Below are 17,023 nucleotides of genomic sequence, written 5' to 3' on the forward strand. Positions count from 1 at the left end.
CGTCGAATTCGACTACTTCTTTTCAAATAGGAAGTGTCCTACAAACCACTCTTCACCATTGTCATAACCAAAAAGCTCCGCGCATGAAGCAAAGAAAATTTTCCAACGATGAAACCAAATATTTGCCTGATCTTCACCGTATGTATTGGCCATGACTTTCATAATTTCACTGCGCTTTTTTTCCATATTCAGAAACCACTGCTCAGAAGTTTCTTGATAATTAGCGCCATTAACTTTCCATTTTTCAACTAATTTAAAGCTATCCTGAACCTTTTCAAAAAGATCAAAACTTGGCATAACACCACCAGTAAAGAAGTAGCGGCCCATCCAATTGTCTTCACCTTGTGTTTCAAAGAAATAAGAAGCATCTTTATGACAGAAGATATGGATAAATAATCTTCCGTCATCTTTTAGCCAGGACGCGACTTTCTTAAATAACGAATTATAATTTCTCATATGTTCGAACATTTCAATTGAGACAATTCGATCAAACTTATTTTCGATATTAAAATCATTTATGTCGCAAGTTTTAATCTCTAAATTATTTAATGAACGCTCTTTAATACGCTCTTCAATAAACTCTCTTTGTCCATTTGAATTTGAGATAGCTGTAATTTTTGAGTTTGGAAATTTTCTTGCAAGAAAAAGACTCAGAGAACCCCACCCACAACCAAGCTCCAGAATATCCATTCCATCGACAATTTGCGCTCTTTCACAATACTTTTCAAGCATCGCACTCTCTGCCTCATCAAGTGATGTTATTCCATTATCAAATAATGCACTTGAGTACTTAAGATTAGCACCTAGAACTAATTTAAAAAATTCAGGAGGTAGCTCATAATGTTGTTCATTTGCTTTATCAACGTCCTCGGCAATTAGTGATTTATTAAAGTCATTTATAATTCCAGACTTGTGAAATTCTAAATTTTTATTAATCTCATCCTTTCTTTGCTTAATGAGCTTTCTAATCCCCATTCTAATTAATGGATCAGGTATATAACCTCTTTCTGCGGCATTCATTAATATAGACATCTTATCCTCCTAAGATCTGTATAGTGGTTTTCCAAATACTAAGTGAGAAACACCAATGGCCCTTTCACTAAATCCGCCAATGCAATATGAAAAATAAAAGTTCCAAAGTCTTTTAAATTGTTCATCCTCACCGAGCTTTGGAATTTTATAAGTTTCGTGATTAAAACGATTTTGCCATTCTTCAAGTGTTCGTACATAATCCTGAGCAAAGTCAATTTGAGAGTATAAACGTAAATCAGTTACTTTCTTTGCAGAACCTAAGACCGCATGAATTGAAGGTATAAAGCTTCCAGGAAAAATAAATTTCTTAATAAAATCTAATTCTTTCACTGCACGATCATATTCTTGGTCATTAATCGTAATAATTTGTAAAAGGGCAAGACCATCTTCCTTTAATACATCTGATATTTTTTGAATATAAGTGTTCAAGAACTTCTCACCAACTGCTTCAATCATCTCAATAGAAACAACTCGATCATACTTACCTTCTAAGAGACGATAATCCTTTTTTAAAAGTGTAATTCGATCCTCAAGACCTGCTGCTTTAATCCTTCTTTCTGCTTCAATATATTGATTTTCCGAAATCGTTGTTGTTGTTACATGGCAGTCATATGCTTGGGCCAGATGAATGGCAAGTGCACCCCAACCCGTACCAATTTCAAGAATATGATCACCTGCTCTAATATTGAGTCTTTCACCGATAGTTTTAAGCTTATACTGCTGGGCCTCTTCTAGCGTTGAATTTTCATTTGCAAAAATTGCACTTGAATACATCATCGAGTCATCGAGAAAGTGCTTAAATAATTCGTCAGGTAAATCATAATGGGCCTCAATATTCTTTTTTGAACCATCAATTGTATTTCTGTTTTGCCAATACTCAATAAAACGAGCAGGCTTTAAAAGGTTTACAAACCCTGCATCCATTTCACTTAAAAGTGTCTTATTAATAGCAAAAGCTCTCATGACATTACTTAAATTCGGTGTATCCCACTTCTTTAAGATATAGGATTCTGCTGCTCCAATTGAGCCTTTGATAAAAATATCTGTGAAGAAAGTTTGGTCATGAATGATCATTTCAGCACTAATTCGTTGCTCTCCTCGACCTAGGATATGTTTTTCATCGCCAACATATATCGTTAGACGAACATTTTCTAGTAAGGCCAATTTCTTTATAATCCCATCTCGAAGAGTTCTAAGAAGAATACCTGGCCTTTGATCCTTATTGAGCAATTGTGATTTCTCTATTGTTTTTATATCTGGTTTCATAACTACTCCTTTATATTCGCTTGTGAAAATAGACTTCTTCGACTATCTGGATTTGGGTGATCATAAAAAGGAATTCCTTTTACCCACAACTTGAATGCTTGAAAATATATTCCTAAAACTACCTTCACTGTCATAAATGGAAATTTTAGTAACATTCTATTGAGAGATTTTTTTGATGCCTGTACTTTCTTAAGATTCATGCTTGCGAAGAAAACACTTTCATCCTTATCAAATGTATCCATTTTGATTTTCAAAACTTCACTAGGAAGAGAAAAACTCCACTGATATGCAAGAGACATTGGAAAAAATGGTGAGACATGAAATTCTTTCTTGAAAGCAGCTTCAATGTCATTTACGGAAAGACTTTTTCTTGCATCCACAACATAGCAAAACCTTTCACCCCATGGAGTATTTTCAATCTCGGCCATGATCGCTTCAATCTCATTGTTCTTATTAAAGCAGTAGTAGAATGTTACAGGATTAAAGCAATGGCCAAAGTACCTTAGGCTAGTCAACATTCTAACTGGGCCATCAGTGTTGCGCCCTAGATGTTTTGCAACAGTATTTAATACTTCGTCCTTAAGGTCCTTACTTGTATCACCGTGATAGTCACTTCTTTTAAAATAGCAAAGGTTACGTTTAAGATATGACCAAAAGCGTGACATAGAAAAAAAGTTTTCAATCTCATCTAGATCTAAATAAACGAGAAAAAGATTATATTTAAAGTAATGTTTCTTTGGTAAGGAGCGAGAATGCACGACACTGCCTTGATAAAGACATGAGTTCATAACTCCTCCAATTTCTCGATAACTCTTAATGCACTAAAGACACCATCTTCATGGAATCCATTTCTCCAATAGGCACCACAATAATGTGTGCGATTATGCCCACTAATCTCGTGCCATTTGGCCTGCGCCCTCATCCCGTCGAGAGTAAATAAGGGGTGCATATAATTTAGTTCTTTTAGAATTGCTTCATTCTTAATTGGTCGATATGGATTTAAGGTAACATTGAAATTCTTATGAAAATTTATTCCTTGTAGAATATTCATATTGTAAGTCACAGTGGAGCCAACAGACTTTTCAACAGGTAATTGATAGTTCCATGCCGCTACAGCAAGAGATCTCTTAGGTAGAAAACTGTCGTCAGTATGCAAGAATGTTGGATTCGCAACATAAGGAATTGCAGAAAGTAACTCAGCTTCTTTCTCTGAAGGATCAGCTAATAACTTTAATGCTGTATCAGAATGTGTTGCAATGATAACTTGATCGAAGCTTTCACGTCCTATATTGGTTTCAATAATTACTTGACCTTGCTCACGAGTAATACTTTTCACTGGAGTGTTTAGCCTTACTGAATCCTTAAAATGGGCCAGCATTTTCTTTATATAAGAATTTGAGCCACCATCAATGACATACCATTGAGGTCTATCATCAACTTCTAAAAAACCATGGTTTTCAAAGAAACGTAAAACAAATTTTGCAGGAAAGCGCCAAACATCAATAGGGTCAGTCGACCACACGGCGGCCATCATTGGTACGATATAATATTCAATGACACTCTTCTTTACACCTCTTGTTTCAAAGAAATGAGAAAGGGAAATATCGCCAGAATCATTAGACAAGAATTCCTTGGCCTTCTTATTAAAGTCAATAATTCCATTAATCATCGAATAAAACCAAGGTCTGAAGAGATTTCTTCTTTGAGCAAATAAAGTATTTAGTGTCGTTCCATTATATTCCAGCCCAGTCTTGTCGCAATGAACACTAAAGCTCATGGTTGTAGGCTTATAAGCGACATCAAGCTCTTCCATTAGGCGCAAGAAATTAGGATAAGTCTTCTTATTAAAAACAATAAAGCCGGTATCTATTCTAAACTCTTCTCCTTCATAATCAATTTCATGTGTATGAGTGTGACCACCAAGATAATCATTGGCCTCAAATAGCGTTATATCGTGCTTTTTCGAAAGTTTATAGGCACATGTAAGCCCAGAAATACCAGAGCCAATAATTGCAATTCTCATTACTGCCCCTTTAGCCTATTTTTGATGTACTTTATAAGTGAACCTAGTACTGGTATATGCTGATAGATAAATTCACCCATATCAAAATAGTCTCGATGATAACTAACTAGTCCATCATCATTAAATTTAATAACAGAGTTTCCATGTAAGATAACTGGTTTGCCAGAATTCAAATTAGGAGTAGTTAGAATCATCTTCCAAACTGCAACATGATGATTACCATTTGAAATAATTTCAGAAAATTCGAAACGAATGTCTTCAACTCCCTGATAAATTCCCTGATAGTAAGCCTTTACCTCTTTAAGCCCTCTATGCTCTCCTATTGGGTCAATGAAGAGAGTTTTTTGGGCATAAAAGCCATCAAGAATATCAATATTATCTGCTCTTAGCTCATTAAATACCTTTTCAATTCTCTGTGCTTGTTGACTTTGAGTATTTAGATCTTGTGCTCTTAATTCCTTCACTGTAACTCCTCCAATTAAACAAACGATTAAGGCTACTTTTACGACTTTCTTTGGAAACCATATTAAGAAGCGATTTGTTCTTAATTGATAATCTCGATAACGTTCACCTTTAGTCTTTAATGACGACTCCTCCGCTGGAGGAACCCCTGTTACACAAGTAATTAGGTAGAGCATGATAATATATGGGACGAAGCCGACAAGAGAGATGGGGCGGCTCAGATCTAGTCCATAAATCCCATACGATAACCAGATTAATGTTTCAAAGAAGTAATTCGGATGACGAGAGTACTTCCATAATCCGATATCACAAACTTTACCTTTATTATCCTTATTGGATACAAAACGTTTTAGTTGGCCATCTGCTATTAGCTCTCCAATAAGAGCGCCAGCAAAAAGAAGTATTGCCACAAGATTAAAAATTGTAATCTCCCCTGGCCCTAAAAGAAACAGAGGAGCCGATAAGATCACTGTTAAAACGCCCTCTGCGACAAAGAGTCCATAGAGATAGACACCATACATGACCTTCCACTTTTTCTTTAAATTTAAATAGCGGCTATCTTCCCCCGTTTTTCTAATTCTTTGAAATAAATGTGAACTTAAGCGAAGAGACCAAAATGTATAAAGTAGACATAGTATTAGAGCATTGGCCGATTCTGCTAATTGCGGTCGAGAAAATAATAGTGTGCCAACAACGATCAGAAAACTTGAGCTCCAGTAAAAGTCTAAATATGAGAATATTTTAATATTCAAAGAAATGAACCACCCTATCGTGAAATATAGAAGCACTAAAAATAGAATAAGCATGATTAGTTCAAACACGGTCGATCCTTTATTTGTCTTATGCTTATAGGTACGGCGGATCAAAGAGAATGGATCACTTCCTGAAAAAAAAAGTCATTTCTGCCACTATTATTAGCTACTTATAATTATTTTTTTTTTGCTGTGATCCAAATATGAGAGTTTGACGTATCAAGTAATATGAAGGCATTTAGTGCAGCAAATGACTTACTAAGTAACACGTGCATAAATTATGCTACAATAATTCCTATTATTGGGAGAGCAGAAAAAGTGCAGTTAAGTCTTATCGATATAGAGCATTTGCTTATGCAAATTGCGAATGAGAAATCAAAGGAAGCTTTTAAAAAGCTTTTTGATTTCTATTATCCAAAAATAATTGGATATGGAATTAAGGGAGGACTTTCTAAGGAGCAAGCTGCCGACATGGCCCAAGAGGTCATGCTTAAAATATGGAAGAATGCCCAACTTTACAATAATGAAAAAGGAAATATTAATACTTGGGTTTATGCGATTGTGAGAAATCAAAAGTACGATATGCTCAGAAAACAAAGTCGTGACCCCTTAAGTATTATTGGTGCTGATGATATTTTTGATGATGAACATCTTCTGCAGCAAGAAGATGAAGACTACAATAGTGAAGATATCTATCACCTAGCATATACAAAAGAAATGATAACTAAACTTTCAAGTGAACAACAGGAAGTCCTTAATGGAGTTTACCAACAAGGATTAACGCAAAAAGAATATGCCGATCAAGAGAAGCTCCCTCTAGGAACCGTTAAGTCCCGTATTCGCTTGGCCATTAAAAACTTAAAGATTATATTGGAGGAAAAGTGAGAAAACTTTATCATCCAGGCATTGATTTAATAAAAAAATATGAATCTGGTGAACTAGATGCCGGACTAGGTCTTCTAGTAAAGACTCATTTAAATGGATGTGAAGCATGTCGTATGCAAGCAGCCTCTGAGCTTGAAAAACAAGCAGATGAATTCTTTCACTCAAGTTCACATGTCAAATTAACTCAAGAAGATAGTGATGACATTTTCAATAATTTATTTAACAGTATTGAAGCCTCTGAACCGAAGCTTAAGAAACCTGCACCAGGGCCTTCGAAGATAAGCTTTCACAATAAGGTCTTCACATTACCAGACACTCTCTCTTTTATTTCCGATAAGGAAATTCACTGGAAAGAGTTCGGACAAAATAGCGCCGTTGCACAAGTTACTTCAGGCAAGGCCGGTGGTCTATTCTTTATCTACCTTGGGCCAGGGGAAACAATTCCTAAACACGGTCACCATGGCAGAGAGTATAGCTATGTTCTTGACGGTTACTATAGCAGTGATGGCCACAAGCTTGATACTGGAGATTTCTCTACATTTGAAGAATCTGATACTCATGAACCATCGACAACAAGTGAAGATGGCTGCTTGGTAATATCTTGGGTTGAAAATCGTTTGAACTTTCTCCACGGAGTTTTTGCGCCGCTAAATCGACTTCTCTGGTGGTACTTAAAGCGTTCATAGTTGAACTAAACTAAAAATCACTAAACGGTTTTTATTTCAATATTGTTTTAGATAAAGTAGAATACTCTTATGACGAGTATGGAAGATAGACTAAATTCACAATATAAGCATGAGCAAGTTCGCACGGCCAATACCCATAACTGTATACTACAGGCTACAGACCTATTTTTGCAGCATAACCCAGCATGTAAGTTAACGACAAATAAGATTGCACGCATGGCCGGAGTTAGTATTGGAAGTGTCTACAATCACTTTAAAAATAAAGATGAAATCATTGTTGAGCTAATCAACAATCAGCTCGATCAAGACCTTCTTACCTATGGAAATTTCTTTAATGACGACTCAATAAGAGAGAATATTGAAGCAGAGTTTCATAAATTTTTAAAGCTTGTTTTAGATAATTATCGACGAAATCTTGAGCTAAGGAAACTTATCCTATTCTATAAAAGACATCCTAAAGTTGAGAAAAAATTCATATATGTAACTCGTGAAACTCAAACCCTTATTGAGAATCACTTTTATAAAAGCTCTGAGATTAAATCAGAAGTCCCCATCGATATCATCATTAGCTCTTTGAGAGGAGTGATAAGAAGCTATCTTGAGTTTAGCCCAGATAAGTTTCATAATTTTGAACTTGATAGAGAACTAGATATTCTTATCACATCATATATTAGAAATTCACTCCTTATTGAAAGACGCTACTAAACAGATGTTTCAATTCTTCTAATAATTGCTTCATGGTTTAAAATCACAACACCTGATCCGTTAGTATCACGGATAATTTCAGAAACATCCTGATCAAGTTGACCTGAGATTTTAGATAATATACTTGGCATCTTCATTTTGTTAAGCATATCGATTTTTACAATACTATCAATTTCATCTACTAAAAGAGCGTAATTCTCACCTCTCTCATCGGCCTCTAAAATAATAACCTTTTTAGACTTACTAACCTGCTCTTCACGATCTTCCTTAATTCCATACATACGACGAGCATCAATAATAGTAATTAGTTGATCACGTAAGTTATAGACTCCAATAACATGTGAAGGAGCACCTGGAGTTGTGAGAATATCTTGTGGTTTTTCAATAATTTCACGCACCTCACTTACGGCAAGTCCGAAATGATAACCAAAATCAAATGTAACAAATGACTCTAACTTCATTTCAACCTTCTTCATTTCTTCTTCCTCATGTGAGGCCTTATAAATCTCAGAATGGCTTTTTGTAATCTCTTTAATTTCACTGTTATTTAAAATTTCCATATGATCGATTAAGAAAGTCATTCCATTTTCACTAGTCTCAATTCCCCCAAGAAACATATTGGAGCGCTTTGACGAAAAAACAGGAACAGGCATGACTCCCTCATCATCATAGAAAGTAATCGCATCAAGAGAATCAACGACAAGACCAAAGTATTCACTATCGATTTTGATTATTAGGATTTTTTGATCAATTCCTTCTTTATCTGTCGACTCTAGACCTAGAATGCGAGAAAAACTTAACACAGGAATCGTCGTTCCTCTCAAATTTACTAATCCTAAACAGAGCTTCGATGCAAATGCCGAATGTTCAATATCTTGCATATTGATAATTTCATTAATAGAAGTAATTTCTATTGCCAAAGGAACTTCATTAACTCGAAATGAAATACATTTTTTATGTTGGCTTTGAACCTTAAGTCGTCGATCTACTTCTTGTCTGAATGAATCGTAGCTCCCAAGTCTGGCCAAATTTCTAATCTTAATAATCTGAGATGGTTCAAGAATTTGATAAATACGCTTTCCCATATCTCTTTTAATTGCACCTTTAACAACTTGAGTAATATCACTACTATCAGTAATTTCAAACATACTGATTTCTGACTTCTCAGCTCTTAAGATCTCTCCTGTCGAATCGAAAGAAACTCCAACACTAATGCCGTGGACATTAACAATTGCTACTTTAGAAGCTGTTAAGTCTTGCTGATTATCACCTGAAAGATTTAATAACTTGGATAAGCTTAAAATCGGGATAATCATCCCTCTTAAGTTAAATATCCCCTCTAGATAGTCTGGAGCAAGAGGCATTGGAAATAGAGACTCTGGATAATTGACAACTTCTTGAACTGCGGTAATATCAAGAACAAACTCATTACCCATTAAAGTAAATGAAGCAAATATATTTGATTCATATTTTTCAATTGTATCTAAAACTTCAACTTCTTTTAATTCATTCATATCTTCTTTTCCAACTTCTCGTTAATACGAATCATTTTTATTTCTAAGCTATCACAATCAATTATAATTTTACTGGCTAGCTCTTCCCCATCCATAATTTTTCGAATTGGAAGGTTTCTTTCTTTTAATACTTCGAGGGCCTTGGCCTTATTCAACTTTCCAATATGATCGACATTTCTTTGTTTAAGTTGGGCCATCATATTTCCACCACCCGCAAGATAGATATCAAAATCTGTTTCAGCTCTTTCATTTAGATGTAATTTATCTAAAAGGTATGGAATTGCATCTACAACGTACTTTCCAGGCTGGTGTTCAGGAGATGATTCTTCTCCTTGTGGCAAGAAACAATGAGCTAGACCACATGTTCTTTTAACCTTATCGATGATAGCGATCCCTAAACATGAACCCAAAGTAGCCTGTAAGATAGCTCCAGCTTTACCGAATTTTATTTCGCCGATACGTACATGAATATACTCTCGCTCATTTCTTCTCATACCCTACTTCTTTTTATAAGTTTGAGGATGCACATACTCAAATTCACTAGAAAGTCCGTTCAAGCTTTCTGATTCTCCAAGAATTAGAATTGCTCCAGGCTTCATTGCTCTTGAAATATTATTAATTACTTGTTTTTGATCTTCTTGCTTAAAATAAATCAAAACATTTCTTAAAAAGACAATATCAAATTGAGCAATATTACCTTTAGGAATTGAAAATAAATTGTGACTTGAGAAAGACGTATTCTTCTTCAACTCGGGAACAACTTCTGCAAACTCATCATCTTCATTGAAGTAAGTTTGAAAGAGTTTTGTATGTCGTTCCTTAAAATTATTAATATTTCGACCACTATATCTTGCGTCTTGGGCATATTTTAAAACTTTTGTCGAAATATCTGTCCCAACGATTTCATATTGAAAGCTAGACTTAATCTTTTTATGCTCTTCACAAGACATCGCAATAGAATAAGCTTCTTCACCCGTAGAAGATGCTGCTGACCAAATTTTTACTGGTAAAGAATTTTTCCAATTAATCAAAAATTCTTCTTGAAAGTATTTCCATACTTTCTCAGTTCTAAAAAATGTTGTCTCATTAGTCGTTATAATATTGATGAATTCTTGCTTTTCATTAATATCAGTTTGTAGATAAGCAATATAATCATCATAACTTTCTAACTCCAGTGCCTTAAGCCTCTGTCTAATTCGACCTTGCAGCATACTTTTTTTTGATGGAGAAATAGTAATTCCTGTATGGAAGTGAACGAGGTCAATAATCTTTTCCATTTGATTACTATTTAGCTCCATTAAGTAAATCATTCGCAAAACCTTTCTCTTAATCTTGGATTAAGTCACTAAGTCTTTTTGCACCATCAGCTAGACTGCGAGTGGCCATGGCAATTGACTCAGATGCCGCAGCTGAGTTTTCTGTTTCAGATGCAACTTGTTGTACGGCCTCACTTACCTCTTTTGCTGCAAGAAGTTGTTCTTGCGTGGCACTAGAAATTTCAGCAATTGAGTGATTCGTATTATTAACCCCGTCGACAATTTTTGAAAATGCCTCACCGGCCTTCTTAGAGATTTGACTCCCCTCAGAAATTTTCTTAACAGAATCATTAATAAGCTTTGAGATCTCTTTCGTTGCTTGTGAAGAGCGCTCTGCTAACTTTCTAACCTCATCTGCAACAACAGAGAAGCCAGCACCATGCTCTCCAGCTCTTGCCGCTTCAATAGCAGCATTGAATGCTAAAAGATTTGTTTGACTTGCGATTTCACGAATAACTTCTACAATCTCACTAATCTCTTCCGATGATCTTGTTATAATTTCCATTGCTTCAACAGCTTCATGTATTGACTTCGCTCCCTCTTGTGCTTCTGTAGAAGTAAGCTCGGCAATTTCATTAGCAGATTTAGCGTTTTGAGCGATCGAATTAATCGATGCAGTTAACTCTTCAACTGAAGCGTTCATCTCCTCAGTTGTTGCACCAAGAGATACAGCACCTTCAGCAACATTCGATGATTTTGTCGAAATATCCTCTGTGCTATCTTTCATTTCCTTGGCCAGTTCATTGATGGCCTTTTTAATTCTTTCATCTTCTGTAATAACATCCCAAGTAACCATTGCTCCCTGGTAAGTATTATTCATATCCATTACTGGACTTACTAATAAGTTTAATATTTCATCTCCAACATGAATTTTTGTTTCATGAGGAAGATTAGATGGATCAGATAACATTTTTCTTTGGTGTGCAGGATTCTTATGAAAAACATCGATACTACTTCCAACAATCTCAGAAACCTTAATTGGCAGTAGTCCTTCAATTGAAGTAAGTGTTTGTCTCGATTTTGGATTAATATATGTGATATTAAAGTCTCGATCTGAAAGCATTACGTTGATTGGCATATTATCAAGCATTGAGCTGTATTGAGCATTGCGATTATCAGCGACTAACTTATCTGTAATGATATCCCATGTAACCATCGCACCTATGTAGTCATTACCATCCATAACAGCAACAACATTTAGTTCAAGTGATTCATCACCAATTCTAATCTGAGTCTTAATTGGTAAATTTTTAGGATTTGCTAAAAGCTTTTGTTGATGAATAGGATTCTCATGGAAGACATCGATTTTTGAACCAATAATTTCTGCAACAGGAATAGGCAGAAGAGATTCAATGGCCCTTAAACTCTCAAAACTTTTTGGATTAATGTATTTGATTACTAAATCAGTTCCGCAATACATAACATTAAACGGTAGCTTATCTAGCATATCGTAAATAGCTCCACTTCCTTCAAATACATTTCGACAATCAAGTTCTTGGTTTATTTTTGCCATGGTCATATAAGTCTCCTACATCCTCATAGAGAAAGTTATTTCTATTAAAGAAATTATATGACTCCATATATTTTAAACTACTCAGTTTTATCGAAACGTAAGTTGTTTATGTGACATGTGTAAAAACAATAAGTTAAGTATCTAAACTATAGAATTACATAAGAAAATTATACCTGAGCAATTCACTTACTCATTTTCACATTTAATGGGAATTAAGAACGACGACTAATAATTTTTAAACTTCAAAATCAAAGTAATCTGAAAGCTCACCATCACCTTCTTGAAGGTCGTCGATTTCTTCATGCGATTCTTCACCAAGGAAGCCAATATTGTAGAGAGCATCTCCGGCCATAACAACAGATGACTTGCTTATACCCAAAATAACTCCATCGTGCTCCATTGTGATTCGACTAATAAGCTCACCTGTAAGTTGGCGCAATTCTCCAACGATCTCGCCTTCTTTTACAATTTTTCCATGATGGGCCTTATTAATTAATAGTCCACCTTTGGCCGCTCTCATCCACTTCGTTTTTCTAATAATGAATTTTTCTTCTTTAAAACTCATTTTAGTTCTAATCATGCCATAGTGACTAAGAATACTCTTAACGAGGTTGACACCATACTTTGCAATTGTTTCATCAATGCGTAAGCCTTCTCCACCTTCAAAGACAATACAAGGCCTACCTAAATCATTAATGGCCTCTCTTAGAGAACCATCCCTAAGCGTGCTATTAACGACCAATGGAATACTAATATTGTTAACAAGCTCTAGCATTCCCTTTGTTTCTAAATCACAACGGATTTGTGGAATATTGAAACGGCCAGGACCTCCAGAATGGAGATCGACAAAGACATCACCATACTTCGTTATTTGCTTAAAGATAAAATTTGCAAAGCGAGCACCAAAGCTCCCCTTTGCTTTACCAGGAAAACAACGATTAAGATCCTTACGATCAGGAAGGTATCGTTGCTTATTCAAAAAGCCGTAAATATTTACAGCTGGAATGATTATTAAAGTCCCTTTTAAAAGTTTCAATTTACCTTTCATTAAAAGTTGGGCTGCTCTTAATCCATTGATTTCATCACCGTGCATACATGCAGTGACTACAACACAGGGAGAGATCTCCTTTGTTGCACGATAGATATAAATAGGAGCTTTTACTTTTTGAAGCCCGTAAAAAGAAGGGAAATTGACAAACTCAACGATTGGTCTGCCAATTTCAACTTCTTCAACTTTTAATTTAAATAATTGATCCGTCAATTAGTTATCCTTTATGACTTTTGTATAATTCTTCTCTACGTAATCGATGATTTGAACGGCAATATTCTTATTCGTACAACCTTCAATTCCCTCAAGCCCCGGAGAAGAATTAACCTCTAATATTTTAGGACCTGTACCAGAACGAATTATATCAACCCCGGCCATATTAAGCTTCATTGCCTTTGCGGCAGCAATAGCAACTTTTCTTTCTTCCGGTGTAATCTTCACAGGTGATCCAATTCCACCTCTATGAATATTTGAGCGGAACTCACCTTCTTTCGCTTGTCTCATCATTGTGCCAATAACCTTGCCTCCAACAACAAAACAACGAATATCTGCGCCATTTGCATCTTTAATAAATTCTTGAACAAGAAAATTTGCCTTTAAAATTCTAAAAGCATCAATCAAACTCTCTGCAGCTTTCTTCGTTTCGGCCAAAATAACACCTTTACCTTGAGAGCCTTCAATAAGTTTAACAACCATTGGCGCTCCACCAACAAGCTTGATTAAGCTCTCAGTTTGTTGAGTGTTATTTGCCATTCCTGTCTTTGGAAGGGGTAGATGCTTTTGAGATAGGATTTGGAGTGAGCGTAATTTATCTCTTGAGCGTCCAATTGCATTGGACGAGTTCAAGCAGTACACTCCCATCATCTCAAACTGACGAACAATCGCCATACCATAGGCACTTACGCTGGCCCCAATTCTTGGAATAACAATATCAACCTTGTCTAATTTTCTCTTGCGGTAGTAAACCATTGGAGAACCAGTTGCCACATCCATATAACATTTGTCTGGACGAGCGACTTCGACATGGTGACCTCTAAGTTTGGCTTCTTCTACTAGTCTCTTTGTAGAGTAAAGATTCTTATTAGAAGATAAAATCAAAATATTCATTTATGCTCCATAAAAATAGCAAACTAATCTTGCACCTATATAATATAGTCCAGAATCACTGAACAGTGAGGATAAAAGTCAACATAATTCATAAATTTTTAATTAAATTTTAATAACTTTTTTATTGATGGGGATAAGTCATATTTACAATAAACGTTCTAAGTATTACTCTTATGCCATGACAGAAGAAAATCAAACATGCCCAAAATGTAGCTCACCTTACGCTTATAGCGATGGCCAATTATGGATTTGCCCAGAATGCTTCAATGAATGGAGTCTGGATGCTAGCTCTGAAGAAGATAGTACTCCTCAATTTGTTGATGTTAACGGTGCACAATTACAAAATGGTGACTCTGTAACAGTTGTTAAAGACCTAAAGGCCGGAAAAGGTACGATTAAGTCAGGAACAAAAGTAAAGAATATCCGCCTACTAGAAGAGCCAGTAAATGGACACGACATTTCTTGTAAAGTCGATGGCCATGGTTCGATGTATCTTAAGTGCTCAGTTGTAAAAAAAGCTTAATATAAGACTATCTTTTTACAACTTGCCAAAGAGAATCGATAAATAACTCTTCTTTATCAATAAAGTGTTCTTTTAATTTGAAGCCCGTGTGCTGACACGTTCTTTCTATATCTTCTTTCGAGTACTTAAATGAGTATTCGAGATGTAGTGGCTCATAGGCTTCGAATTCAAAGAGGTGCTCTAACTCTTCGATATAAACTTCCTGCTTCTCTTTTGGAAGTAAGTAACTCTCCATTGCTCCTAACTTCGGATTAAAAACTCCGACATGCTGAAATTTCTCTTTATTGAAATTTCCACCTAGCTCACGATTAATTCTATCTAATAGATTTAAATTAAAGTCACGAGTATATCCACTTGAGTCATTATAAGCAGCATGTAGCTTTTCAACATCTTTCTTTAGATCAAAACCAATTAATAAATAGTCATCATTATCGAGGTGCTTCCAAAGTTGTCTAAGAAAGCTTTCACTCTGGGCCCTATCAAAGTTTCCGATATTAGAGCCGAGAAATAAGACAAGCTTACGTCGCTTTGACTTCTGCTTCAAAAATTTTAACCCCTCTAAATAATCTGCAACAATACCATGTACAGATAAATTAGACTTATGAGTTATATGGGCCTGCATTTGCTTTAAGGCTTGTGCTGAGATGTCGATTGGAAAATAATTAACTTTCCTATCTTCTTTTAAAAAGGCATCGATAACTAACTCACTCTTGTGGCCGTCACCTGCTCCTAATTCAATAATGTCGATTTCTTCATGACTTATTAAACTAGCTAGTTTAGAACCTGATTGAAGTAAAATTTCAAATTCTGTTCTAGTTAAATAATAATCACCATGTTGAGTAATCTTTTGAAAAAGGTCACTTCCTCGATCATCATAGAAGTATTTAGTTGATAACTTTTTTTCAGTCTTAGATAAGCCTGTTAAAACATCAATGGCAAACTCTTCTAAGAATTCTGATTCTTGATTCTCACTTACTTCTCTCAGTATAGACACTTCCATTATATATCCTTTGCAATCCTAATTCCTGCAAACATCCATCTCTGATGAGCGCGATAGAAATTACGATAAGTTTTACGATAATGCTCTTCAGGGGTTGCAAAACATCCTCCACGAAGAACAAATTGATTACACATAAATTTACTATTGTACTCACCTAGCTCCCCTTTATAGGACTCATAGGCTGGATACGGTGAGTAATGAGATGAGCTCCAACACCAAAGAGGTAATTTCTTATCCCCAAGGGCCAACTCTAACTCAAATTCAGTTGGTAGACGATGACCCGCCCATTTTGCAAATGCCTGAGCTTCATACAAACTAATATGAGAAACAGGTGCATACATATCTAATGGCACTAAGCCGTGTAAGGAAAACTCATACCACTGTCCATCAATAAGTCGCCAATAAAGAGGCGTAATTATTCTTTGCTCATTTATCCAATCCCATCCGTCACTAAGCCAGTATTGAAAGTTTTGATAGCCACCTGAATTAATAAATTCTAAGTACTCTCCATTTGAAATATAACTTTCACGAATCGCAAAAGAAGTAAGATACCTTTTATGAGCTGGACCTTCATTATCGTATGAAAATTCACTTTCATCTTGACCAAAAGTATAGAGCCCTTCTTTAAAGTGCCGCCATTTTAATGAGCCTGCGGAAAAGTTCTCAAGTCGCTTTTGGGAGTAGACTGAATCAATTGGCCCCAAACTTAAGATATGCTTTATATCCATTAGCAGAAGCTCTTGATGCTGTTGTTCATGATTAAGTCCAACCTCTAATAACGATTCGACTTCATCAATACTTTCCGTCAGCTCTAATAATGACAGCATTGCTCTATCGACGTAATTTCGATAGCTCAGAATTTCTTGAACAGTAGGTCGGGAAAGAAGCCCTCTGCTCTCCTGCTTCCAATGGGTGCCTACAGACTTATAATATGAATTAAATAAGAGACTATAATCGGCATTAAATCTTTTATAATTTGATAAATACTTAACGAGAATAAATTCCTCAAAAAACCAAGTTGTATGAGCAAGATGCCACTTAGGAGGACTTACCTCAGGAGCAGACTGCACTGTGAAGTCCTCGATCTTAAGACCAACACAAGTCTTTAAAGTGGCATCTCTTGTGAGTCGATACTTTTCGACACACCAAGACTTACGCTCAATCATATCTAATAATTTATCGCTAAATGCT

At 35.6% G+C, this 17,023-nt stretch carries 17 protein-coding genes; 4 read left to right on the forward strand and 13 right to left on the reverse strand.

What is annotated here, in order from left to right:
- Positions 1-12 precede the first annotated feature (12 nt).
- The 5 genes from ACMAYL_RS12420 to ACMAYL_RS12440 are packed head-to-tail and all read right to left on the reverse strand — an operon-like array spanning position 13 to position 5,535.
- Positions 13-1,032: an SAM-dependent methyltransferase gene (locus tag ACMAYL_RS12420; protein WP_103218211.1), complete on the reverse strand. Its 1,020-nt coding sequence runs from the start codon at positions 1,030-1,032 to the stop codon at positions 13-15.
- Between the two features lie 9 nt (positions 1,033-1,041).
- A complete protein-coding gene (locus ACMAYL_RS12425) occupies positions 1,042-2,298 on the reverse strand; it encodes an SAM-dependent methyltransferase (protein WP_103218212.1) in 1,257 nt (418 codons plus the stop codon).
- Positions 2,299-2,300: 2 nt separating this feature from the next.
- Positions 2,301-3,086, reverse strand: coding sequence for a DUF1365 domain-containing protein (locus ACMAYL_RS12430; protein WP_103218213.1), 786 nt, complete (start codon positions 3,084-3,086; stop codon positions 2,301-2,303).
- Entirely contained in the window at positions 3,083-4,321 is a 1,239-nt protein-coding gene (locus tag ACMAYL_RS12435) for an NAD(P)/FAD-dependent oxidoreductase (protein ID WP_412463244.1), read from the reverse strand. The genes ACMAYL_RS12430 and ACMAYL_RS12435 overlap by 4 nt, the downstream gene beginning before the upstream one ends.
- Entirely contained in the window at positions 4,321-5,535 is a 1,215-nt protein-coding gene (locus ACMAYL_RS12440; protein ID WP_412471159.1) for a DUF1295 domain-containing protein, read from the reverse strand. The genes ACMAYL_RS12435 and ACMAYL_RS12440 overlap by 1 nt, the downstream gene beginning before the upstream one ends.
- 354 nt (positions 5,536-5,889) lie before the next feature.
- Here ACMAYL_RS12440 and ACMAYL_RS12445 point away from each other — a divergent pair, with 354 nt between their 5' ends.
- The 3 genes from ACMAYL_RS12445 (at position 5,890) to ACMAYL_RS12455 (ending at position 7,811) form a co-directional block, all read left to right on the forward strand.
- Positions 5,890-6,420, forward strand: a complete 531-nt coding sequence (locus ACMAYL_RS12445; RefSeq protein WP_158246884.1) for a sigma-70 family RNA polymerase sigma factor — start codon at positions 5,890-5,892, stop codon at positions 6,418-6,420.
- Entirely contained in the window at positions 6,417-7,106 is a 690-nt protein-coding gene (locus ACMAYL_RS12450) for a cupin domain-containing protein (RefSeq protein ID WP_103218217.1), read from the forward strand. The genes ACMAYL_RS12445 and ACMAYL_RS12450 overlap by 4 nt, the downstream gene beginning before the upstream one ends.
- 78 nt (positions 7,107-7,184) lie before the next feature.
- Positions 7,185-7,811: a TetR/AcrR family transcriptional regulator gene (locus ACMAYL_RS12455; RefSeq protein ID WP_158246885.1), complete on the forward strand. Its 627-nt coding sequence runs from the start codon at positions 7,185-7,187 to the stop codon at positions 7,809-7,811.
- On the opposite strand, the gene ACMAYL_RS12460 is transcribed toward ACMAYL_RS12455, so the two are convergent.
- The 6 genes from ACMAYL_RS12460 to rimK form a co-directional block, all read right to left on the reverse strand.
- Complete coding sequence (locus tag ACMAYL_RS12460) at positions 7,808-9,325, reverse strand: chemotaxis protein CheW (RefSeq protein ID WP_103218219.1); 1,518 nt, start codon at positions 9,323-9,325, stop codon at positions 7,808-7,810. The genes ACMAYL_RS12455 and ACMAYL_RS12460 overlap by 4 nt on opposite strands.
- A complete protein-coding gene (locus ACMAYL_RS12465; RefSeq protein ID WP_412470193.1) occupies positions 9,322-9,819 on the reverse strand; it encodes a chemotaxis protein CheD in 498 nt (165 codons plus the stop codon). The genes ACMAYL_RS12460 and ACMAYL_RS12465 overlap by 4 nt, the downstream gene beginning before the upstream one ends.
- 3 nt (positions 9,820-9,822) lie before the next feature.
- Positions 9,823-10,602, reverse strand: a complete 780-nt coding sequence (locus ACMAYL_RS12470) for a CheR family methyltransferase (RefSeq protein WP_412471160.1) — start codon at positions 10,600-10,602, stop codon at positions 9,823-9,825.
- A gap of 49 nt (positions 10,603-10,651) precedes the next feature.
- A complete protein-coding gene (locus ACMAYL_RS12475) occupies positions 10,652-12,160 on the reverse strand; it encodes a methyl-accepting chemotaxis protein (RefSeq protein WP_103218222.1) in 1,509 nt (502 codons plus the stop codon).
- A gap of 229 nt (positions 12,161-12,389) precedes the next feature.
- Positions 12,390-13,415 carry a succinylglutamate desuccinylase/aspartoacylase family protein gene (locus ACMAYL_RS12480; RefSeq protein WP_392992743.1) on the reverse strand — a complete coding sequence of 342 codons (1,026 nt, stop codon included), beginning with the start codon at positions 13,413-13,415 and terminating at the stop codon, positions 12,390-12,392.
- Entirely contained in the window at positions 13,416-14,309 is an 894-nt protein-coding gene (gene rimK, locus ACMAYL_RS12485; RefSeq protein WP_103218224.1) for a 30S ribosomal protein S6--L-glutamate ligase, read from the reverse strand.
- A 178-nt stretch (positions 14,310-14,487) separates the two neighbouring features.
- Here rimK and ACMAYL_RS12490 point away from each other — a divergent pair, with 178 nt between their 5' ends.
- Entirely contained in the window at positions 14,488-14,832 is a 345-nt protein-coding gene (locus ACMAYL_RS12490) for a zinc ribbon domain-containing protein YjdM (RefSeq protein ID WP_103218225.1), read from the forward strand.
- 7 nt (positions 14,833-14,839) lie between these two features.
- Here ACMAYL_RS12490 and egtD read toward each other — a convergent pair whose 3' ends face one another.
- Complete coding sequence (egtD, locus tag ACMAYL_RS12495) at positions 14,840-15,832, reverse strand: L-histidine N(alpha)-methyltransferase (RefSeq protein ID WP_412471161.1); 993 nt, start codon at positions 15,830-15,832, stop codon at positions 14,840-14,842.
- A complete protein-coding gene (egtB, locus tag ACMAYL_RS12500) occupies positions 15,832-16,998 on the reverse strand; it encodes an ergothioneine biosynthesis protein EgtB (RefSeq protein WP_412470195.1) in 1,167 nt (388 codons plus the stop codon). The genes egtD and egtB overlap by 1 nt, the downstream gene beginning before the upstream one ends.
- Positions 16,999-17,023: the final 25 nt, after the last annotated feature.

Origin of the sequence: Halobacteriovorax sp. RT-2-4 (genome assembly GCF_047085445.1) — a bacterium.
Taxonomy (GTDB): domain Bacteria; phylum Bdellovibrionota; class Bacteriovoracia; order Bacteriovoracales; family Bacteriovoracaceae; genus Halobacteriovorax_A.

Coding starts and splice junctions, on each gene's coding strand:
- ACMAYL_RS12420 (WP_103218211.1), bottom strand. CDS start 1,032: ATGTCTATATTAATGAATGCCGCAGAAAGAGGTTATATACCTGATCCA.
- ACMAYL_RS12425 (WP_103218212.1), bottom strand. CDS start 2,298: ATGAAACCAGATATAAAAACAATAGAGAAATCACAATTGCTCAATAAG.
- ACMAYL_RS12430 (WP_103218213.1), bottom strand. CDS start 3,086: ATGAACTCATGTCTTTATCAAGGCAGTGTCGTGCATTCTCGCTCCTTA.
- ACMAYL_RS12435 (WP_412463244.1), bottom strand. CDS start 4,321: ATGAGAATTGCAATTATTGGCTCTGGTATTTCTGGGCTTACATGTGCC.
- ACMAYL_RS12445 (WP_158246884.1), top strand. CDS start 5,890: ATGCAAATTGCGAATGAGAAATCAAAGGAAGCTTTTAAAAAGCTTTTT.
- ACMAYL_RS12455 (WP_158246885.1), top strand. CDS start 7,185: ATGGAAGATAGACTAAATTCACAATATAAGCATGAGCAAGTTCGCACG.
- ACMAYL_RS12460 (WP_103218219.1), bottom strand. CDS start 9,325: ATGAATGAATTAAAAGAAGTTGAAGTTTTAGATACAATTGAAAAATAT.
- ACMAYL_RS12465 (WP_412470193.1), bottom strand. CDS start 9,819: ATGAGAAGAAATGAGCGAGAGTATATTCATGTACGTATCGGCGAAATA.
- ACMAYL_RS12470 (WP_412471160.1), bottom strand. CDS start 10,602: ATGGAAAAGATTATTGACCTCGTTCACTTCCATACAGGAATTACTATT.
- ACMAYL_RS12475 (WP_103218222.1), bottom strand. CDS start 12,160: ATGACCATGGCAAAAATAAACCAAGAACTTGATTGTCGAAATGTATTT.
- rimK (WP_103218224.1), bottom strand. CDS start 14,309: ATGAATATTTTGATTTTATCTTCTAATAAGAATCTTTACTCTACAAAG.
- ACMAYL_RS12490 (WP_103218225.1), top strand. CDS start 14,488: ATGACAGAAGAAAATCAAACATGCCCAAAATGTAGCTCACCTTACGCT.
- egtD (WP_412471161.1), bottom strand. CDS start 15,832: ATGGAAGTGTCTATACTGAGAGAAGTAAGTGAGAATCAAGAATCAGAA.
- egtB (WP_412470195.1), bottom strand. CDS start 16,998: ATGATTGAGCGTAAGTCTTGGTGTGTCGAAAAGTATCGACTCACAAGA.